Annotated in this window: 17 protein-coding genes and 2 pseudogenes; 13 read left to right on the forward strand and 6 right to left on the reverse strand. The window is 64.6% G+C overall.

Annotation, left to right across the window (positions count from 1 at the left end; translation table 11 throughout):
- The first annotated feature begins 466 nt into the window (after positions 1–466).
- Both AB0J09_RS20925 and AB0J09_RS20930 read left to right on the forward strand, forming a co-directional pair.
- A complete protein-coding gene (locus AB0J09_RS20925; protein WP_360693298.1) occupies positions 467–601 on the forward strand; it encodes a hypothetical protein in 135 nt (44 codons plus the stop codon).
- A gap of 973 nt (positions 602–1574) precedes the next feature.
- A complete protein-coding gene (locus tag AB0J09_RS20930) occupies positions 1575–2000 on the forward strand; it encodes a hypothetical protein (RefSeq protein WP_360693301.1) in 426 nt (141 codons plus the stop codon).
- Between the two features lie 167 nt (positions 2001–2167).
- Here AB0J09_RS20930 and AB0J09_RS20935 read toward each other — a convergent pair whose 3' ends face one another.
- Both AB0J09_RS20935 and AB0J09_RS20940 read right to left on the reverse strand, forming a co-directional pair.
- Entirely contained in the window at positions 2168–2572 is a 405-nt protein-coding gene (locus AB0J09_RS20935) for a DUF4279 domain-containing protein (protein WP_360693304.1), read from the reverse strand.
- Between the two features lie 30 nt (positions 2573–2602).
- Positions 2603–2878, reverse strand: coding sequence for a hypothetical protein (locus AB0J09_RS20940; RefSeq protein WP_360693307.1), 276 nt, complete (start codon positions 2876–2878; stop codon positions 2603–2605).
- Positions 2879–3080: 202 nt separating this feature from the next.
- Between AB0J09_RS20940 and AB0J09_RS20945 the strand changes: the two genes are divergently transcribed.
- Positions 3081–3467: a hypothetical protein gene (locus AB0J09_RS20945; RefSeq protein ID WP_360693310.1), complete on the forward strand. Its 387-nt coding sequence runs from the start codon at positions 3081–3083 to the stop codon at positions 3465–3467.
- Positions 3468–4188: 721 nt separating this feature from the next.
- Here the strand turns inward: AB0J09_RS20945 and AB0J09_RS20950 are convergent.
- A complete protein-coding gene (locus AB0J09_RS20950; RefSeq protein ID WP_360693313.1) occupies positions 4189–5418 on the reverse strand; it encodes a ribosomal protein L7/L12 in 1230 nt (409 codons plus the stop codon).
- Between the two features lie 514 nt (positions 5419–5932).
- On the opposite strand from AB0J09_RS20950, the gene AB0J09_RS20955 reads away from it, so the two are divergent.
- From AB0J09_RS20955 to AB0J09_RS20965, 3 genes are all read left to right on the forward strand, one after another.
- Positions 5933–6541: a hypothetical protein gene (locus tag AB0J09_RS20955; RefSeq protein WP_360693316.1), complete on the forward strand. Its 609-nt coding sequence runs from the start codon at positions 5933–5935 to the stop codon at positions 6539–6541.
- A gap of 298 nt (positions 6542–6839) precedes the next feature.
- Positions 6840–7241: a hypothetical protein gene (locus tag AB0J09_RS20960; RefSeq protein WP_360693317.1), complete on the forward strand. Its 402-nt coding sequence runs from the start codon at positions 6840–6842 to the stop codon at positions 7239–7241.
- 499 nt (positions 7242–7740) lie between these two features.
- Positions 7741–8184, forward strand: a complete 444-nt coding sequence (locus AB0J09_RS20965) for a hypothetical protein (RefSeq protein ID WP_360693320.1) — start codon at positions 7741–7743, stop codon at positions 8182–8184.
- Positions 8185–8430: 246 nt separating this feature from the next.
- On the opposite strand, the gene AB0J09_RS20970 is transcribed toward AB0J09_RS20965, so the two are convergent.
- On the reverse strand, positions 8431–8898 hold the full coding sequence (locus AB0J09_RS20970; RefSeq protein ID WP_360693323.1) for a hypothetical protein: 468 nt from the start codon (positions 8896–8898) through the stop codon (positions 8431–8433).
- Between the two features lie 283 nt (positions 8899–9181).
- On the opposite strand from AB0J09_RS20970, the pseudogene AB0J09_RS20975 reads away from it, so the two are divergent.
- The 3 genes and pseudogenes from AB0J09_RS20975 to AB0J09_RS20985 all read left to right on the forward strand — a co-directional run.
- A pseudogene (locus tag AB0J09_RS20975) lies at positions 9182–9322 on the forward strand (30S ribosomal protein S14); the annotation flags it as partial.
- Between the two features lie 2 nt (positions 9323–9324).
- Positions 9325–9492, forward strand: coding sequence for a 50S ribosomal protein L32 (gene rpmF / locus AB0J09_RS20980; RefSeq protein ID WP_360693326.1), 168 nt, complete (start codon positions 9325–9327; stop codon positions 9490–9492).
- Between the two features lie 413 nt (positions 9493–9905).
- Positions 9906–10475: a hypothetical protein gene (locus tag AB0J09_RS20985; RefSeq protein ID WP_360693329.1), complete on the forward strand. Its 570-nt coding sequence runs from the start codon at positions 9906–9908 to the stop codon at positions 10473–10475.
- On the opposite strand, the gene AB0J09_RS20990 is transcribed toward AB0J09_RS20985, so the two are convergent.
- On the reverse strand, positions 10408–10980 hold the full coding sequence (locus tag AB0J09_RS20990) for a replication initiator (RefSeq protein WP_360693384.1): 573 nt from the start codon (positions 10978–10980) through the stop codon (positions 10408–10410). The two genes, AB0J09_RS20985 and AB0J09_RS20990, sit on opposite strands and share 68 nt — an antisense overlap.
- Between AB0J09_RS20990 and AB0J09_RS20995 the strand changes: the two are divergent.
- The 4 genes and pseudogenes from AB0J09_RS20995 to AB0J09_RS21010 all read left to right on the forward strand — a co-directional run.
- Positions 10972–11856 (forward strand): annotated as a pseudogene (locus AB0J09_RS20995) (IS256 family transposase); the annotation flags it as partial. The gene AB0J09_RS20990 and the pseudogene AB0J09_RS20995 sit on opposite strands and share 9 nt — an antisense overlap.
- A gap of 66 nt (positions 11857–11922) precedes the next feature.
- On the forward strand, positions 11923–12102 hold the full coding sequence (locus tag AB0J09_RS21000; RefSeq protein ID WP_360693331.1) for a hypothetical protein: 180 nt from the start codon (positions 11923–11925) through the stop codon (positions 12100–12102).
- Positions 12103–12763: 661 nt separating this feature from the next.
- Complete coding sequence (locus tag AB0J09_RS21005; protein WP_360693334.1) at positions 12764–12991, forward strand: hypothetical protein; 228 nt, start codon at positions 12764–12766, stop codon at positions 12989–12991.
- Between the two features lie 341 nt (positions 12992–13332).
- Positions 13333–13461, forward strand: coding sequence for a hypothetical protein (locus AB0J09_RS21010; RefSeq protein ID WP_360693337.1), 129 nt, complete (start codon positions 13333–13335; stop codon positions 13459–13461).
- A 37-nt stretch (positions 13462–13498) separates the two neighbouring features.
- Here the strand turns inward: AB0J09_RS21010 and AB0J09_RS21015 are convergent, their stop codons facing one another.
- A complete protein-coding gene (locus AB0J09_RS21015; RefSeq protein ID WP_360693340.1) occupies positions 13499–14131 on the reverse strand; it encodes a hypothetical protein in 633 nt (210 codons plus the stop codon).
- Between the last annotated feature and the right edge of the window lie 407 nt (positions 14132–14538).

The raw sequence follows: 14538 nt of genomic DNA on the forward strand, positions 1-14538 counted from the left end.
CCAGCCGCGCCCATAGTCCGAACGGCGGGTCTCCGACCAGCAGGCCTAACCCAACCCCAACGACGAAAGGGACATCAGCTCGCGGAACGCACTCTGAGCGGCCGTTTGTCGCTGGTCGCGGGATATACACGGGATGGATCACGAGGCGTTTCCCCAGGTGGGTGCCCATGATCCGGGATGTGCTCGGGATGATGTGGCCCTGTAACGCCGAAAGGCCCCGGGGGAAGCCGGAGCCCTTCGAGGAGTGCTGTTCGTGATCTCATGTGGTGAGTACGTCCGCTATCCGCTGGTTGACGATCTCCTCCTGGCCGTCGATCAAGCGCCGGCGCTCCGCGCCGCTGACGCGGCCCTGCGCTCGGCCGCAGTCTGCGCGTGCGGCCTGGGGGCCGTTCTCGCGCGCGGCCGTGCTCGGGCCGCGCTGGGCACGGATATTCCGGCCGATGCTCGTAGCCGATAGCGTCACAGGGTGGACAACGGTGATCCCGCAATCCGGCTATGGAGCAACGCCGAGCTCGCCGTCGCGACTGGCCTCGTGGTGCTGCTGCTCCTCCTGCCCACCGTCATCTGGCTTGCCATGACGATGCTGCGCCGCCGCAGGTAGCGCTTCCAGCGGGGTACTCCGGCTCCCCAGACGGACGCCCTTGGTCAGTCGGTGTTCCACCAGAAGTTCGGGCGTCGCCGCTGCCGCCACCATGGCCAATCAGGTGATGCGAGGGGATTCGGCGATGTTCGGGCGAGAAAGCTTCTATCGATAGGTAACACCAGGCTGTAGAGATACGGTCGCGCCCAGCGAGGCAACGCGATGAGCACCTGTTCCCGTTCTCCGCGCGGATCGTGTTCCCAACATCCGGGGCATGTGCAGGTGGGCAGGAGGCGGGTGGAGGTGCCGGGAATCACTTCCCGCGTCCAAGCCAGCAGCACCGCCGCCACATAACCTGGCCCCAGCCGGGTGTGCTCCAGTACGATCACCGCGGCCATGGGGCGCGGCCCGAGACCGGGAACCTGATGAATCGAGGGTCTGTGGGTTACACACATGAATCCTCGCGTGCGAACCGCCGAAGGGCGCCTACGCGGCATGGCCCTTTCTGATCGAAGTCATGCCCATGATGATCGCATGCCTAGAGCGTGACTTCCAGGCCTCGATTGCCGAAGCAAACTACACCTCCGGCGGGGCCTCCGGCTCCGGGATGCTCGCCCTGCTGGGTATCAGGACCGTTGGGGGTTGAGGTGGAAGCCTGAGCATCCCGTCACCATCGCCCCAGGACAAGCCCAGCGGGCCAAGGGCCTGGGGCGAAGGTCGTTCCTCCAGTTGGGGGCTCCACCTTCACCCCAGGCCCTTGGCCCGCTTCCCTGACGGGTGGGACGACGGCAACGGGATGCTCAGGCAGGACAGTTGCCGACGGTGCCAGACGTCTTTCGCACGCACGTACGATCCCCTAATCTGTCCCGAGCATAGAAGCCAAGCGATCAAGACCCGAGGGTCCAGGTGGGGGTCTTCTACGACTACTACCGGGCGGCGAACAGGCAGGCCGCCGCCGGAGAAGCCCGACAGTCCCCGTGCCGTCGAGAAGCCCATGCCGGGCGTACCGACGTTCGACGCGGTGGACGCCAAGTGGATCGACCCCGACGTGAAAGTTGGGCAGCTCATAGCCCTCGTCAGGGACGTTCCGTACAGCTTGGACTTGGTGGAGACGATCACCGTCTATCCGCCGCCCGAGGGCGCTCCGGCGACGATCGAGGAGTGGGAGGCTCTGCCGGAGGACTCTCCGTACAAGGAAGGGCCGGGAATCGAAGAGCTCCCCGCAGACGTGCGCGACACGCTCGCCGGCATCCCGGACAGCAGGTTGGACGAGCTCGTTGAGCACTGGGAGCAGATCGAGGAGTTGGCCGACGTGCCACCGGCCGATGGATACCTTCTGGAGGTCCTTACAGGGCTGCGAGGTCTTGCTCAACGGGCGCAGAAGGAAGATCAGATGATCTACTGCTGGATCGGTGTCTAAGGTCTCTCCCAAGGTCCAGTTCGATCCCTCGATGTCTGCCTCAAAGGCTGCCATGCACTATACGTGCAATGATCTTGACGGTGTTTCCACTGGTCGACTGCCGGTTTCGGGACTTGGTAGCGCACTTGACCGCTTCCCCTGCGGGCGGGTCGACGGCGACGGGGTGATCAGGCGGGCGGTGGCGTGCGCATCGCGCTCTCCTCGGTGGTCTCGTCGTACTCGTCGAACCACACTGATCCACCCACGTCCGCTAAGAACTTGATCACGGTGCTGTCGAGCATGAAACACAGCATCCCCACGCCGGGCCCCAACAGGCTCCGGGTGAGCAGCAATTCGACTTCGGCTCCCTTCTCGGCCAGCTCTGAGAGCTTGTCTGCCACCACGCGGAGGGGATTGATCACAGCTGCGATCTGATCATCAAGCGATGCTGCCTCGTCAGCGGCCGGCGGTTCGAGCACCCACGCATCTCCCGGCCCGGTGGACGAGTGGCGGACTCCGAGAAGGTCGGTGATCTCCTCGGGGTTCAGTCCATCGCTATGGATCCACACAGCCGCCAGCTGCTCAACACGCACCGCGCCTCACCTTCCGCAGCCCTCATTCGGCTACCAACTGCTCCAGCTCTCATCGGACAGACCCTCAACAGCGGTCTGCATGTGGTCCCGAGTAGTGGCTTGGACCACGATCAGATTGGGCTCCCGGAAGTACGCCTCGCCTCGGGCGAAGGTATCGGCGATCTCTTGGCCGAGTCGTACGGGGTCGTAGAACACCGGCCGGATGTGGCGCCCGTTCCACTCCACCATGACGCCCTCAAACCAGCCTTTGGCCTCGACCTTCCAGGCGTAGTCGTCGAAGTCGTCAGGCCACCGCGTGGTGAGCATGACAGGAGCGTACTACCTGGGTGACGGCATGATCGCCGTGCCATTAGCGTGCCATTAACCCCGGGCGAGGAGGGGTCAACCACGGTTACTCCCGACCTGCCCGAGATCGCCGCTGACCAGGTAACCCGAGGTCCAGGACCGATGATGGGTGCAATTCCCAAGCTGACAGCAAGTTTCACGCCAGAGGTACTATGCGAAAACCATGGCCTCCAAGATTCCGCGAACCGTCAAGGCTGTCGACACGAATCAGCTTCTTCAACTCGACGCGGAAGCAGTTGCATGTGGGCTCAACCGCCATCACGGTGTCGAGTGGCTGACTAAATACGCCGACCCTACGGCGACTCACTACCTTCATCCGGCACTGGTTCACCGACTGGACCACCGGCCAGAGCACTCGCCGCACTGGCGCTGCATGCTGCTTCTCATCGTTCGTGGAGGCGGGCAAGTCTTCTCGTTGTTGGATGTACTTCCTGCTTCCTTCGACTCGCTGCCGGAGAACCTGAACGCAGAGACTAAGAAAGAAATCATTCACAAGCTGAACTACGAAGGCCTGCCGACACAGGCAGAGTGGGATGACCACAACGGTTAAATCATGGATCGCGTGCCCGTTGCGTGCCCGTTCGGACGGCGATCGGCGGGGAGCCACGGGGACTCAGCGGCACTCGACTCACGTCTCCCCAGGTCAGCGTTTTCTCAGCTCAGAACCCATGATCTTGGAAGGCTTCCCAAGCTGACAGCGCGGGTTGGATTCCCTCACTCGCTCCGCTCTTCTCGGGGGCCCGGGGCGTTCGTTTCTCCTCGCCATCGTCAAGAGGGTCGAGCGGGCCGCCTGCTTCCCCCTCCCTGTCAAAATGGACATAGGTAACAAACAGGCATGAAACTCTATGCTGAGGGTGGGGAAGGAGTCATCCCTTCGTGGGAGCAAGTGAACAGGATCCACCGATCCCCGACCCCCAGGTACGCGAGCGGGCCAGTGAAAATGCGGCCCTCACGGCCATGGTTGAACTCGGCGAGATGTGCCAGTAGCGGCGCCACGAGGTCCGGGTGAATGGGTACCTGGCGCTTTGCCTTCACGGGGCGATGCTTGAGCCCGCGGCGTTGCAAGCGAGGGGGCCACCAGCCAAGACACCCCGCTCGGGTATCATGAGCGGGGTGTCTTGGCTGACAAACTGCGTGACATCAATCGTTTCGCGTGGACGACCTAGCTCGGCTGCTCATCACTCCTCGATTCCACACCGCGCGTCGGCGGCCGCGTCGGCGTCCCTGCTCGAATAGCGGAGGTCGACCAGGGCGGCGTGAACCTGCTCGCGTCAGGGCCTGCCGTCCCGCAGCGCGTCGCAGTAGTCCTTGGCCTCCTTGAGACCGAGACCGGTCCGCTCCCGCACGAGCTTGATCGCTTGGATCAGCTGGCCTTTGGCGATCAGCTCCTGGGCAGCGGCGCGTGTCTCGGTACCGACGACCTGGCCAGGGCCGCCGGGCGAAACCGGCAGTGCGTCGCAGTAGTCCTTGGCCTCCTTGAGACCGAGACCGGTCCGCTCCCGCACGAGCTTGATCGCTTGGATCAGCTGGCCTTTGGCGATCAGCTCCTGGGCAGCGACGCGTGTCTCGGCACCGACGACCTGGCCAGGGCCGCCGGGCTCGCGTACCCGCGCCTCGGACGCCGGGGCCGTGGGGGTCTGCACTAGGCGTTCGGTAATCATCGTCGCGATCAGCGGCGGGAGCCATTGGGTGGTTGTCTGGGTGGGATTGGTGAGCTCCTCGAGGAGGTCGGCCACGCGGGGGCGGTCGCTGGGGTCCTTGGCCAGGCAGCGCCTCACCGGGTCCGCCAGGTGGGCGGGCAGGCCGGTCAGGTCGGGTTCGTCGTGGACGATGCGGTAGACGATCGCTTCGGCCGGGCCTGTGCCGAACGGGCTGCGGCCGGTGGCGGCGAACGCCAGTACAAGTCCGAGGGAGAACACGTCGCTGGGTTGGCCGATCTCGAGGCCGCGCGCCTGTTCCGGGGACATGAACGACGGGGTGCCGACCACGGCGCGGGAGAGGGTGTGGGAGGTGGCGTCCAGTGCGCGGGTGATGCCGAAGTCGATGACGCGGGGTCCGTCGGCGGCGAGGATCACGTTGGAAGGTTTGAGGTCGCGGTGCACCAGGCCGCAGGCGTGGATCGCGCCGAGCCCCTCGGCCAGTCCCGCTCCCAGCACGGTGATCGCCTCCGCGGGCAGCGGGCCGTGCGTCCCGACGGCCTGGTGCAGGGACGGGCCGGGGATGTAGGCGGTGACCAGCCATGGCGTGTCGGCGTCGGTGTCGGCGTCGATGACCTGGGCGGTGTAGAACCCGCCGACCAGCCGGGCCGCCTGCACCTCGATCACGAACCGACGCCGAAACCCGGCATCGTCGGCCAGCTCGGGCCGCACCAGCTTGACCGCGACCGGGCGGCCGCTACGGGAGCGTCCCAGAAACACCTGCCCCATCCCGCCACCGCCCAGCCGCCCCTCCAGCCGATAGTCCCCCACCCGGCGCGGATCACCCTGCCGCAGCGGCTCCATGCGGACACCTCTTTCCGAAGAACATCGTTGTGTGTTCGACTGGCCCAGATCCTTCCAGGAAAGGGCGGCAAACGGGGGCGTGAGGCGATCAATCCGGTGGGCCGTCCCATCCGGGGTGGGGGCGTCACCTCGCTGACAGCGCGCCAGCGCAGGCCTCCCACCTCTCGGCCTGCCGCCGGGCCCCTGGAGATCAGGTCGTCCAGCCGCACGGCGTGAATGGAACTTTGGCGGGTTGCTCCCACGAAGGGATGTCTCCCCACCCTAGTCCTCGTGCAAGATCCGGGATATACGCGGGATGATCTTGAGGCGCTGTGATCACGCGAGAGCCGTAGTCGCAGCTAGCCGACGGGGCGATCAGCATAAGAGTGAACAGACCGAGGATGCGCGGACTTCACCATCGCACTGTCCGGCCGCCCTGGATCATCGAACAGCTCCTGCACCACGAGTCGCGCAACGTAGGCCGAGGCCGACTTCCTGGAAAATTACGATACTGACCGCGGAAGGAGATAGCGCGATGGAACCCGACTACGTCCTCGCCGGCTATCGGGTCGCTACACGCGCGGATCGGCACGATTGGCAGGACGTGGGCCTTCCAGGTGCTGGTCTGGTGTCGCTGAGCGACTGCGTGGTGGACCTGGTGTCGGTAGATCCCAGTGGCTGGGACGACTGGTTCGCCGGCCCTCAGGAGGCCGAGATTGCGCGCGAGCACGCTGGTAAGCCGGGCTTGCACGTGCTCCGGGTTGGATTCGCCACTGCCGATGTTCCCGGGCTGCTGGCCGATATCGCCGATGGAGGCTGGGACATATCGGCCGGGAGCCTCCCGGAACGGCTGGCCCGGCGCGAGAGGTTTCCCTACCGCAGCGGCTGGCGGTTGGGGTTCGAACTGGTCGGCTTCGACAGCGGGTGCTGGCACACCTGGACCTGCTTGGGCGGCCTCGTCGCCGATGTTTACCGAGCCACCGGCGTCCAGCCGGGGTCCTGGGGGCTGATCCAGGACGAGCAGGACGCGCGCCGGGCCGCTCAATGGCTCACCGACTCAGGTCTCGGTGACCCCAAGGTATTCCTCTGGGCTGCCGCACTGCTCACGGACGTCGCACAAGCGACACTCCAGACCGAGGAATAGTGCACGCTCGAATAACTTCCTTCCACCAGCAGACCAAGGGCTCACTCGATGCCCGCCACCGGCTACGGAAGGTGCGTTTGCCTCAAGCGAGTCGTGCCTACTCGTAATGTCAGTCGCATGCCCTAGCGTGTCTACCTGCCACAAGGCGGCCATATCGCCGTGGACCCGGGGCAGGAGTGTTTACGTGGGTGTCTTCTAGGAGTACTACCGCGCTGCGGACCGTGTTGCGGCGACCGTCCAACCTGAGCATTCCCGCGAGATCGCCGATGCCTCGCGTGGAGTTCCGGAGTTCGATGTGGTGGCGACCAAATGGATCGACCCCGAAGTGGTCCTGGGTCAGCTCGTCGCGTTCGCCGGCCATGTCGACTATTCCCTGGGGCTGGTCGAGATGGTGGGGCGGTATCCACCCCCGGAGAGTGCGCCGCGAAGCGACGAGGAGTGGGATGCCCTACCCGAAGACTCCCCGTACCTGGAAGGGCCCGGCATCATGGAACTGTCGGCGGAGGCTCGTGACATGCTCGCCGGTGTGGACGACGCCCGCCTGCCGATGTTGGCGGAGCAGTGGGCAGCCATCGAGGAGTTCTCCCACTTCACCGCTGATGAGGACGGGTACATGTTGTCGCTCACCAAGGATCTTGTCGGTCTGGCACGTCGAGCGAGAGAACATGATCAGCTGCTCTACTGCTGGATGTCCTTGTGACGAGCCTGCCAGCCGTGCCCGTTGCGTGCCCGATGGGGTGGGAAACAAGGGGGAACAGCAGGGAGTCACGGGTAACGCGATCAGTGCGCTGAGCTGTGTGTGCCCTGATGGAGCATGATCGGCATGCGTCTTTGTAAGCAGGAAGTCCGGAGTTCGAATCTCCTAGGCTCCACCAGGCAGAAGGCATCCCCGTATCCGTAACCTGATACCGGCCAGGGTCACGATCATGCTCCCGGCGACAGGAGCGCGCACGGGTGCATGAACGAAGCTCCCGACATCGATCGCGGATTTCTGCACAATACGTACACACCAGCTCGGCGGAATCGCCACCAGCGAAAGTTAGGATCACGCGGTGGATATAACGAGCGATCTTCCTAATGCGCCTCGCCAGCCCGCTCCCATGAACATCAGCGGCAGGGCGTGGGGGACGGTTGCCGTAGTACTGGGGCTCGGGACCATTTATGCGACGAGTGCCCCCGGGTGGCATTTCACGTGGCTCATGCCCGTGGGCGTCGGCTGGCAGTTGTTCGGCGTCGGTTGGCTAATCGTGCTCGGTGTCGTCCTTGTCAGGCGGGGAAGGCTGGCCGCATTGCGTCGTAACTGGACGTTCTGGGCTGTGCCACCCCTAGTCGTGGCGTTGGTCGGCTCACTGGCCTACGTCGGTGCGCCGGTCAGGATGCGTTTCGAGTTGTCGCGCAGCAGCCTCGACCACTTCGCGAAGACGGTGTCAGAGGGGACGCCGCCGGGGAAGCGGCATTGGATCGGCCTGTATCCCGTCAAGTACCTTGAAGGATCCCGCCGGGCCTTCGGCTTCATGATCGAGGACACGGGCTTCTTCGGAAGTTACGGCTTCGCCTGGAGCCCGAATGGCGAGCCGGACATCGACGCGCCGGGCATCTACCGCCACTTCGACGGACCGTGGTACATCTGGATCGACGATTGATAGACGATTCGTCCGTCTCTGGCACCAAATGCTCGCCAGGGCCACGGTAACTCGACGACCTTCGCCCCTGCCCTCTGGTCTGCTCGAGCTTGTCCTGGGCGACGGCGACGGGAAGATCCGGCCCACCTCAGCCACTGATGGCCTTCTGCTCGTCGCGATCATCTCGGAGCCTGAGGCCCCCGCCGGAGGCTTGCTCCAAGGGCACCCTTGGAGAGGTGTCAGTTGTGATTAAGTAACGACCATCGCCTAACTGCACCTGTAGCCGCGGTCGTCCCAGCAGGAGTCAGCCGCGGTCACATTGACCCACAAGCCCTCTTGTTGGCCTTCTGGAGCGGTGTCAGTGATCTCTTCAATGGCGATCCCGATGAGCCGCTGGTCCACTTGGTCGACGAGCTGAAATTCGGTGCAGCTTGGAGTGCATGCGTCCGAGGCAGGCGACCACCCCGCCTCGACGAACGCTTTCCACAACTCTTCCCATCGGAGTTTCGGGCTCACCAGAACGGACAGTGAGGCACCGTTGTTAGCGGAGTCGCATCCATTCCATTCGTCAACACTCACACGCTTGCCCGACGGCAGAACGGCACTGACCGCCTTCAGATACAGAGCGTTCTCCCGCTTCGCCCGGTCCACGCATACCTGGCCGCCACCGTACATGCCCTCATAGCCAGGTGTGCAGCCGATCAGACTGCAGGCCAAGACCATCAAGGCGCTCACCGTGCAGAGCCTCCTGGATGGCGGAATCGAGCGACGTAACCCCATAGGCAAAGTAGATCCTCTGTCGAGGAGGCGGGCAAAGCGCTGTGGCCCGTAGGAGCAGCGATGAAGGCCGCTCTTACTCGTTGATCACATTTGACAAGAGGTAGCGGCGTGGCCGGCGGAATGCCGTAGGCACCCCGAAGGGCGAGCGTGAGCAAGTTCAGCCGGCGACGGCGCGGCTGGTTCTGTGCGGCGGTGCGGCGCTTGGTCGGCGGGTGTGGGGTGTACGGCGGGCGGACCCAGCGGCACCCGCGTCCGCAACCGGGACTCCGTCGATGGCCGTCCTCGCGGGCACCTCTCCAAGTTCGGCCTGTCCCGGGTGCGCTTCCGGGAGATGGCTCATCGCGGGGAGCTGCCGGGTATCACGAAGGCGAGCTGGTAGCCGTGGCCGTGCCCAAGCGCAAGACCTCCCGCAGTAACACCCGGCACCGCCGCAGGCAGTGGAAGGCGACCGTGCCCGACCTTGTCCCGATCACCGTGAACGGGCGGCGGCTGCTTGTGCCCCGGCGCCTCGTCCGCGCCTATCAGCGGGGTTTGATCGCCGTCGATTGAGCTGACCCGGCCACCGGGCTCCTGTCGTGCATGTAAAGCCGGGCGCGGTGGCACGGGCAGGATGCCCGGCGGCCGACACCGATCGACGCCGCGGGCAACTCCGCTCAGTGCGCGGGAGCGCCTGTTCCGATGAGTGAGGTGGCGTCCAGGTCGTCCAGCTTGCGTTCGCCGAGGAGGTCTGGAAGGTCGTACGCACCCGTTCGACGGCGGATTCGTCCAGGCCGGCGAGCATGCCGCGGAAGCCGCTGCCGAGAGCGACCGGGGAGATGTTACGCAATTGGGCGAGTGGGGCCCATGAATAGTTGATCAAAGGCTAAGGCGTGTAAGCACATAGTAATAAGGTATCTACTCTTTGTGAACATCGCAGGTCGTGCCCCTGTGCACGATCCGATGTAGACCGAAGGGAGAGACCCATGTCGATCTCCAAGCACACCGTCCTCGTCGCGTGCATTGCCGCAGGCGGACTCGCGGTGGCGGGCCTTCCCGCCCAGGCTGCCAGCCCGGCAGGCCGTCCGGCGCTGGCGTGCGCTTACCAGGTCACGCACGTGCGGCCCATCAGCTTCCTGAACGTCCGTGCCGGTGGCGGGCTGCGCTTCCACCGCGTCGGTAAGCGTGCGATCGCCGATGGTCGCTTCGCCGGGGCCTGCAAGTCGGTCAAGGGATGGGTCGCGGTCAAGGCATCCGATGGCAAAGCCGGCTGGGCCTCAGCTCGATACCTACGGAAGGTGAGGAGCACGCACCACTCCGGCACGACGGTGCTTCTGGCGTGCACTTACGAGGTCACGCACGTGCGGCCCATCAGCTTCCTGAACGTCCGTGCCGGTGGCGGGCTGCGCTTCCACCGCGTCGGTAAGCGTGCGATCGCCGATGGTCGCTTCGCCGGGGCCTGCAAGTCGGTCAAGGGATGGGTCGCGGTCAAGGCATCCGATGGCAAAGCCGGCTGGGCCTCGGCCCGATACCTACGAAAGGTGACGACCAAGTAGCCGCTACGAAGAACAGCGTCTCATGGCTTCCGTTTCCCGCCTCTGTCGGCTTCCGGCCGGACGGAGGCGGGGGACCTCTAACAGATACCGCCTCGCAGATCGCGCTCACTGACCTGTGGGATACTCCGCCCAAAGGACCTTTGTTTAGCCGACTAGGGCTTCTGGTGGGTTGGCGCGCCATCTGTGGCTGGGACTGCCGAAGCCGGAGCGGCGCGAGGTCTGGATGGATCTCTGGGTTGCCGAGGTCCCAGGCGGTACGGATCAGGCGGGCGGCGTGTTCAGTGACGCCGTTCCGCTCCAGGCGGGCGAGGTCGTGATACCTGACCGGCCGGTCCAGGGTCCCGGAGGTCTCCGCGGCTTTGGTGGCGTATTTGGCCACGTAGCCGGCCACAGCGGCTTCGGAGATTGCAGTGTCATCGGTTGCGCTGGACTGAATGGGACGGACGTCGACGGCGCCCCAGCACAGACGCCGACATGGGTTGGGCACGTCGAGACACACGCGCACGGCCTGTCCTCCAGCGACTTCACCGCCGCGCTGGGCCAGTTCCTCGGCAGCTCGGCGGGCCTGTCCGCGTCGGTCATCACCAAGCTCACCGAGACCTGGAAGGCCGAGCAGCGCGCCTTCGCCGAACGCGACCTGTCCGGCGTGGACTACGTCTACCTGTGGGCCGACTCAACATCCGCCTCGAAGAACACAAGCTGTGCCTGCTGGTGATGATCGGCGTGCGCGCCGATCGCAAGGAACTCGTCGCGCTGAGCGATGGCTACCGCGAGTCCACCGAGCCGTGGGCCGACCTGCTGCGCGATGCCAAACGACGTGGGATGCGGGCTCCGGTGCTGGCCATCGGGGACGGCGCGCTCGGCTTCTGGGCCGCGCTGGGCGAGGTGTTCCCCCAACCAGAGCCCAGAGATGCTGGTTTCACAAGATCGCTAATGTGCTCGGGGCGCTCCCGAAGTCGGCCCACCCGGCCGCTAAGAAGGCGCTCGCGGAGATCTGGAACGCCGAGGACAAAGAGCACGCTCTCGCGGCGGTGAAGGGCTTCCGGGACGCTTACGGCGCCAAGTACCCCAAGGCCGTCGCCAAGGTGGTCGATGACCTCGACGAACTGCTCGCCTTCTACGACTATCCCGCGGAGCACTGGGTGCACCTGCGCACGACCAACCCCATCGAGTCCACCTTCGCCACCGTCCGGCACCGCACCAAGGTCACCAAGGGGCCGGGCTGGCGATGGCCTTCAAGCTGATCGAGTCGGCGCAGAAGCGCTGGCGTGCGGCCAACGCGCCACATCTGGTCGCCCTCGTCCGCGCCGGCGCGAAGTTCGAGCGAGGCCAACTCGTCGAGCGACCCGACGGATCAGGAGGTGATCAGCAAGTCGCCTGACACGCTGATCCGCAGGTCTTGACTATTTCTCTCGACCAGTCGACGGCCCCTCGGTGGGGGTCGTACATGCTGGGCACGCCTATCTGGTGGCAGGACGAGGAGTATCCGGCGGGCGCATGGACGTACTTCTTCCAGCTCGGGAACTCCAAGCAAGGCATGTACGACTTGTTGTTCGCCGATAGCGGGGTGGGTTACGGCTTCCTCAGCTCCGACGAGCGGGAGGGGCGCTTCCTGTGGCAGTGCTGACTCAGCGGCGAGGATAGGCGTCTGCTGTCCTCGCGAGCCGGTTCACCCGGTCGCGACGAAGCCCACGGAGTGTCGTTTAAAGTATGCCGAGCGATGAAGTTCTGTACAGCAGAGCCGTACAGCAACGCCACCTCGCACGATCGCACACAAAAGCCCAGGCCAGGGGCGTGATCCCCAGCTTGCCAACTTCGTGGGATCACGTTCGCTCTCGGTCCCGGTTCGAGTCCTCTCGGCCGCAGGGTAAAGGCCCAGGTCGTCAGTCCGAGTGAACTGAGCGGACCGAAGGGCATAGGCCGGGGCACATGACAGTTCGCGCTCGTAGGCGTGTAAGCCGTCCGGTGCGCGCTTGAGTGACGAACCGAGTGACAACCAAACACTATCCCGCCCGCCAGTGCACAACTGTGCACACGGAAACGCCCATCTACCAGGGCAAAGGCCCAGTTCAATCGATCGCGAAACTTTGTTTGCAAGCAGGAAGTCAGGAGTTCGAATCTCCTAGGCTCCACCCACTCGAGAGCTCAGGCCAGGAACCGTTTTCGTCGCCTGGGCTTTGCTCGTTACTCGGTCTTGGTGCTCTTCCCCGCCCGTTGCATGCCCGATCTATGGAGTGGGTCAGGACGAAGATCTCGACGAGAATAGCGACTGCTTCTACGCTTCGCGCATGGAACCCATGGAAATCCGGATCGTGATGCCGTTCGACCCTGCCTTCCACGATCCGACGAGCGTCGCGGCCACCGAGCGGTGTTGCAGCCAGCACGGCAAGGACTACTGCGATCAGCCACCTGTCGCCAGCGTCTACTACCCGCCGAACGGCAGAGTCTCAGCCTGTGCCAAAGCTCTGCACGGGATCATCGACGACGCATTGAGCAAGTTCACTCAACAGCAGTAGGCAGCCAGGCATCATCGTGGGTCTTGTTCCGCGGCCAGCGCTCACCGTGAGGATCGGAATCGACCTCCTCAAGCGGATCATCACGGGTCAGCCTCGAGACGAGGAAGATCGTGGATCAGCTCCCGCCGTTGGACACCTTGGAGTATCGCCCGCCACAGGTGAACGTCCCCGCCATGGAATGCTTGTCCGTCGCGCATGCTGACGAATTACGCTCATAGGGAGTCAAGCGGCGGCGCGACGCGCCGCCGTACAGCGGCCCGTCGCTTGCCCGCTGCCACACCCCACCTGGCCGCCTTCGCCACCGGGCTCCGCCGTGACCGCCCGAAGTGGCCCAGCGATGGATGAATGAGGATGTCTCCAGCTTCCACGACGGTGACCACGTGCTCGATCTGGTGAAGGAGTTCGTCGCGCTGGCGCGAAGGGCGAAGGAAAGCGATCAACTGCTCTACTGCTGGTGGATCCCCGGCTAATCACGATCCTGTACAGACACTGAATGCAGCGACGCGATCACGGCAGCTCACCGATTGGCGCGACGGTATGCGTTCCGTCGCCCGTGCAGCGCCAAACGGCGATCCCACGGTCCAGTCCGGGCCGCAGGCCACGATCGTGCCTGGTGCAGACGGGCCAGACCTTCCAGATCAGCTCCATGATCACTTCCTGGGTGGCATCGGCCACACACGCAAGCGCCCCTTGAACGTCGCTTCCCGCGCTGGGCGGGATGCTGGTGCCGTGGTTACTCCAGTAACCACCCTGGAACTCCACCCAGGCATGACCGTTGTCGTCCCAGTCCTGGGTGACCAATCGAAGCGTTCCAGTGATTCCCGCAGCTCGGACGTCGCGCTCCACGACCTTCAGCGCCTGCTCAAGCACATCCCACATCCTCGGTTCGAGGGCGAAGGTCGGCTCGAATCCGGTGTCGCGGAGAAGGCTTTCGCCCAGACGGGTCAAATCAGCCGGGGTCAGACGGGCCACAGGGCGTTCAAGGAGCTCCCGCGTAGCCGGAGTGCTCACACCCCATTCCTCCAGCAAGCAGGCAAGTTCGAGGACGGGTTCGGCGGCGAGGCCACCGTCGCGCAATACGGTGTGGAGCCGGCCACTCAACTCCCCGACCACTTGCTTGGCTTGCTCTTCGGAGTGCACGTTGCAGTGTTGCCTACTGTATGAGCCCAGGCAAGTGAGATCCTCCACGCAGTATCGACGATGCACGACGGATCCGAGTGAGCTACGCATGGCGAGGCCAAACCCTTGATCGACGTGCCACTAACCCCGGTAGCGAGGGGTCAACCACGGCGTCGATCCCAGGACCGAGGTGGTACCGGCCCGAAGCTGTCGCGGAAGCCTTCGCCAACTTGCTCTGGAGTACTCGCAATAACCTGGACCAAGGAGGCGGCGTTCGATCAGCCGTAGGAAACGATCACGCAGGGACGCTCTATCCGGCAGCCGTCGCAGGAACCGACGTGTTGCTGGAGGTCATCGTCAAGCATCCGGGGCCGCCGAGGCAGGCTGCTCTTTGTGTCCTGCTCGATTGGCGGGGATGTTTTCAGCCT

It is taken from the genome of Nonomuraea sp. NPDC049784, assembly GCF_040659615.1.
Lineage (GTDB): Bacteria > Actinomycetota > Actinomycetes > Streptosporangiales > Streptosporangiaceae > Nonomuraea.

Coding starts and splice junctions, on each gene's coding strand:
- AB0J09_RS20955 (WP_360693316.1), top strand. CDS start 5,933: ATGGAACCCGACTACGTCCTCGCCGGCTATCGGGTCGCTACACGCGCG.
- AB0J09_RS21005 (WP_360693334.1), top strand. CDS start 12,764: ATGGAACCCATGGAAATCCGGATCGTGATGCCGTTCGACCCTGCCTTC.
- AB0J09_RS20940 (WP_360693307.1), bottom strand. CDS start 2,878: ATGCTCACCACGCGGTGGCCTGACGACTTCGACGACTACGCCTGGAAG.
- AB0J09_RS20945 (WP_360693310.1), top strand. CDS start 3,081: ATGGCCTCCAAGATTCCGCGAACCGTCAAGGCTGTCGACACGAATCAG.
- AB0J09_RS20965 (WP_360693320.1), top strand. CDS start 7,741: ATGCCCGTGGGCGTCGGCTGGCAGTTGTTCGGCGTCGGTTGGCTAATC.
- AB0J09_RS20950 (WP_360693313.1), bottom strand. CDS start 5,418: ATGGAGCCGCTGCGGCAGGGTGATCCGCGCCGGGTGGGGGACTATCGG.
- AB0J09_RS20930 (WP_360693301.1), top strand. CDS start 1,575: ATGCCGGGCGTACCGACGTTCGACGCGGTGGACGCCAAGTGGATCGAC.
- AB0J09_RS20985 (WP_360693329.1), top strand. CDS start 9,906: ATGTCGATCTCCAAGCACACCGTCCTCGTCGCGTGCATTGCCGCAGGC.
- AB0J09_RS21000 (WP_360693331.1), top strand. CDS start 11,923: ATGCTGGGCACGCCTATCTGGTGGCAGGACGAGGAGTATCCGGCGGGC.
- AB0J09_RS21010 (WP_360693337.1), top strand. CDS start 13,333: ATGAATGAGGATGTCTCCAGCTTCCACGACGGTGACCACGTGCTCGAT.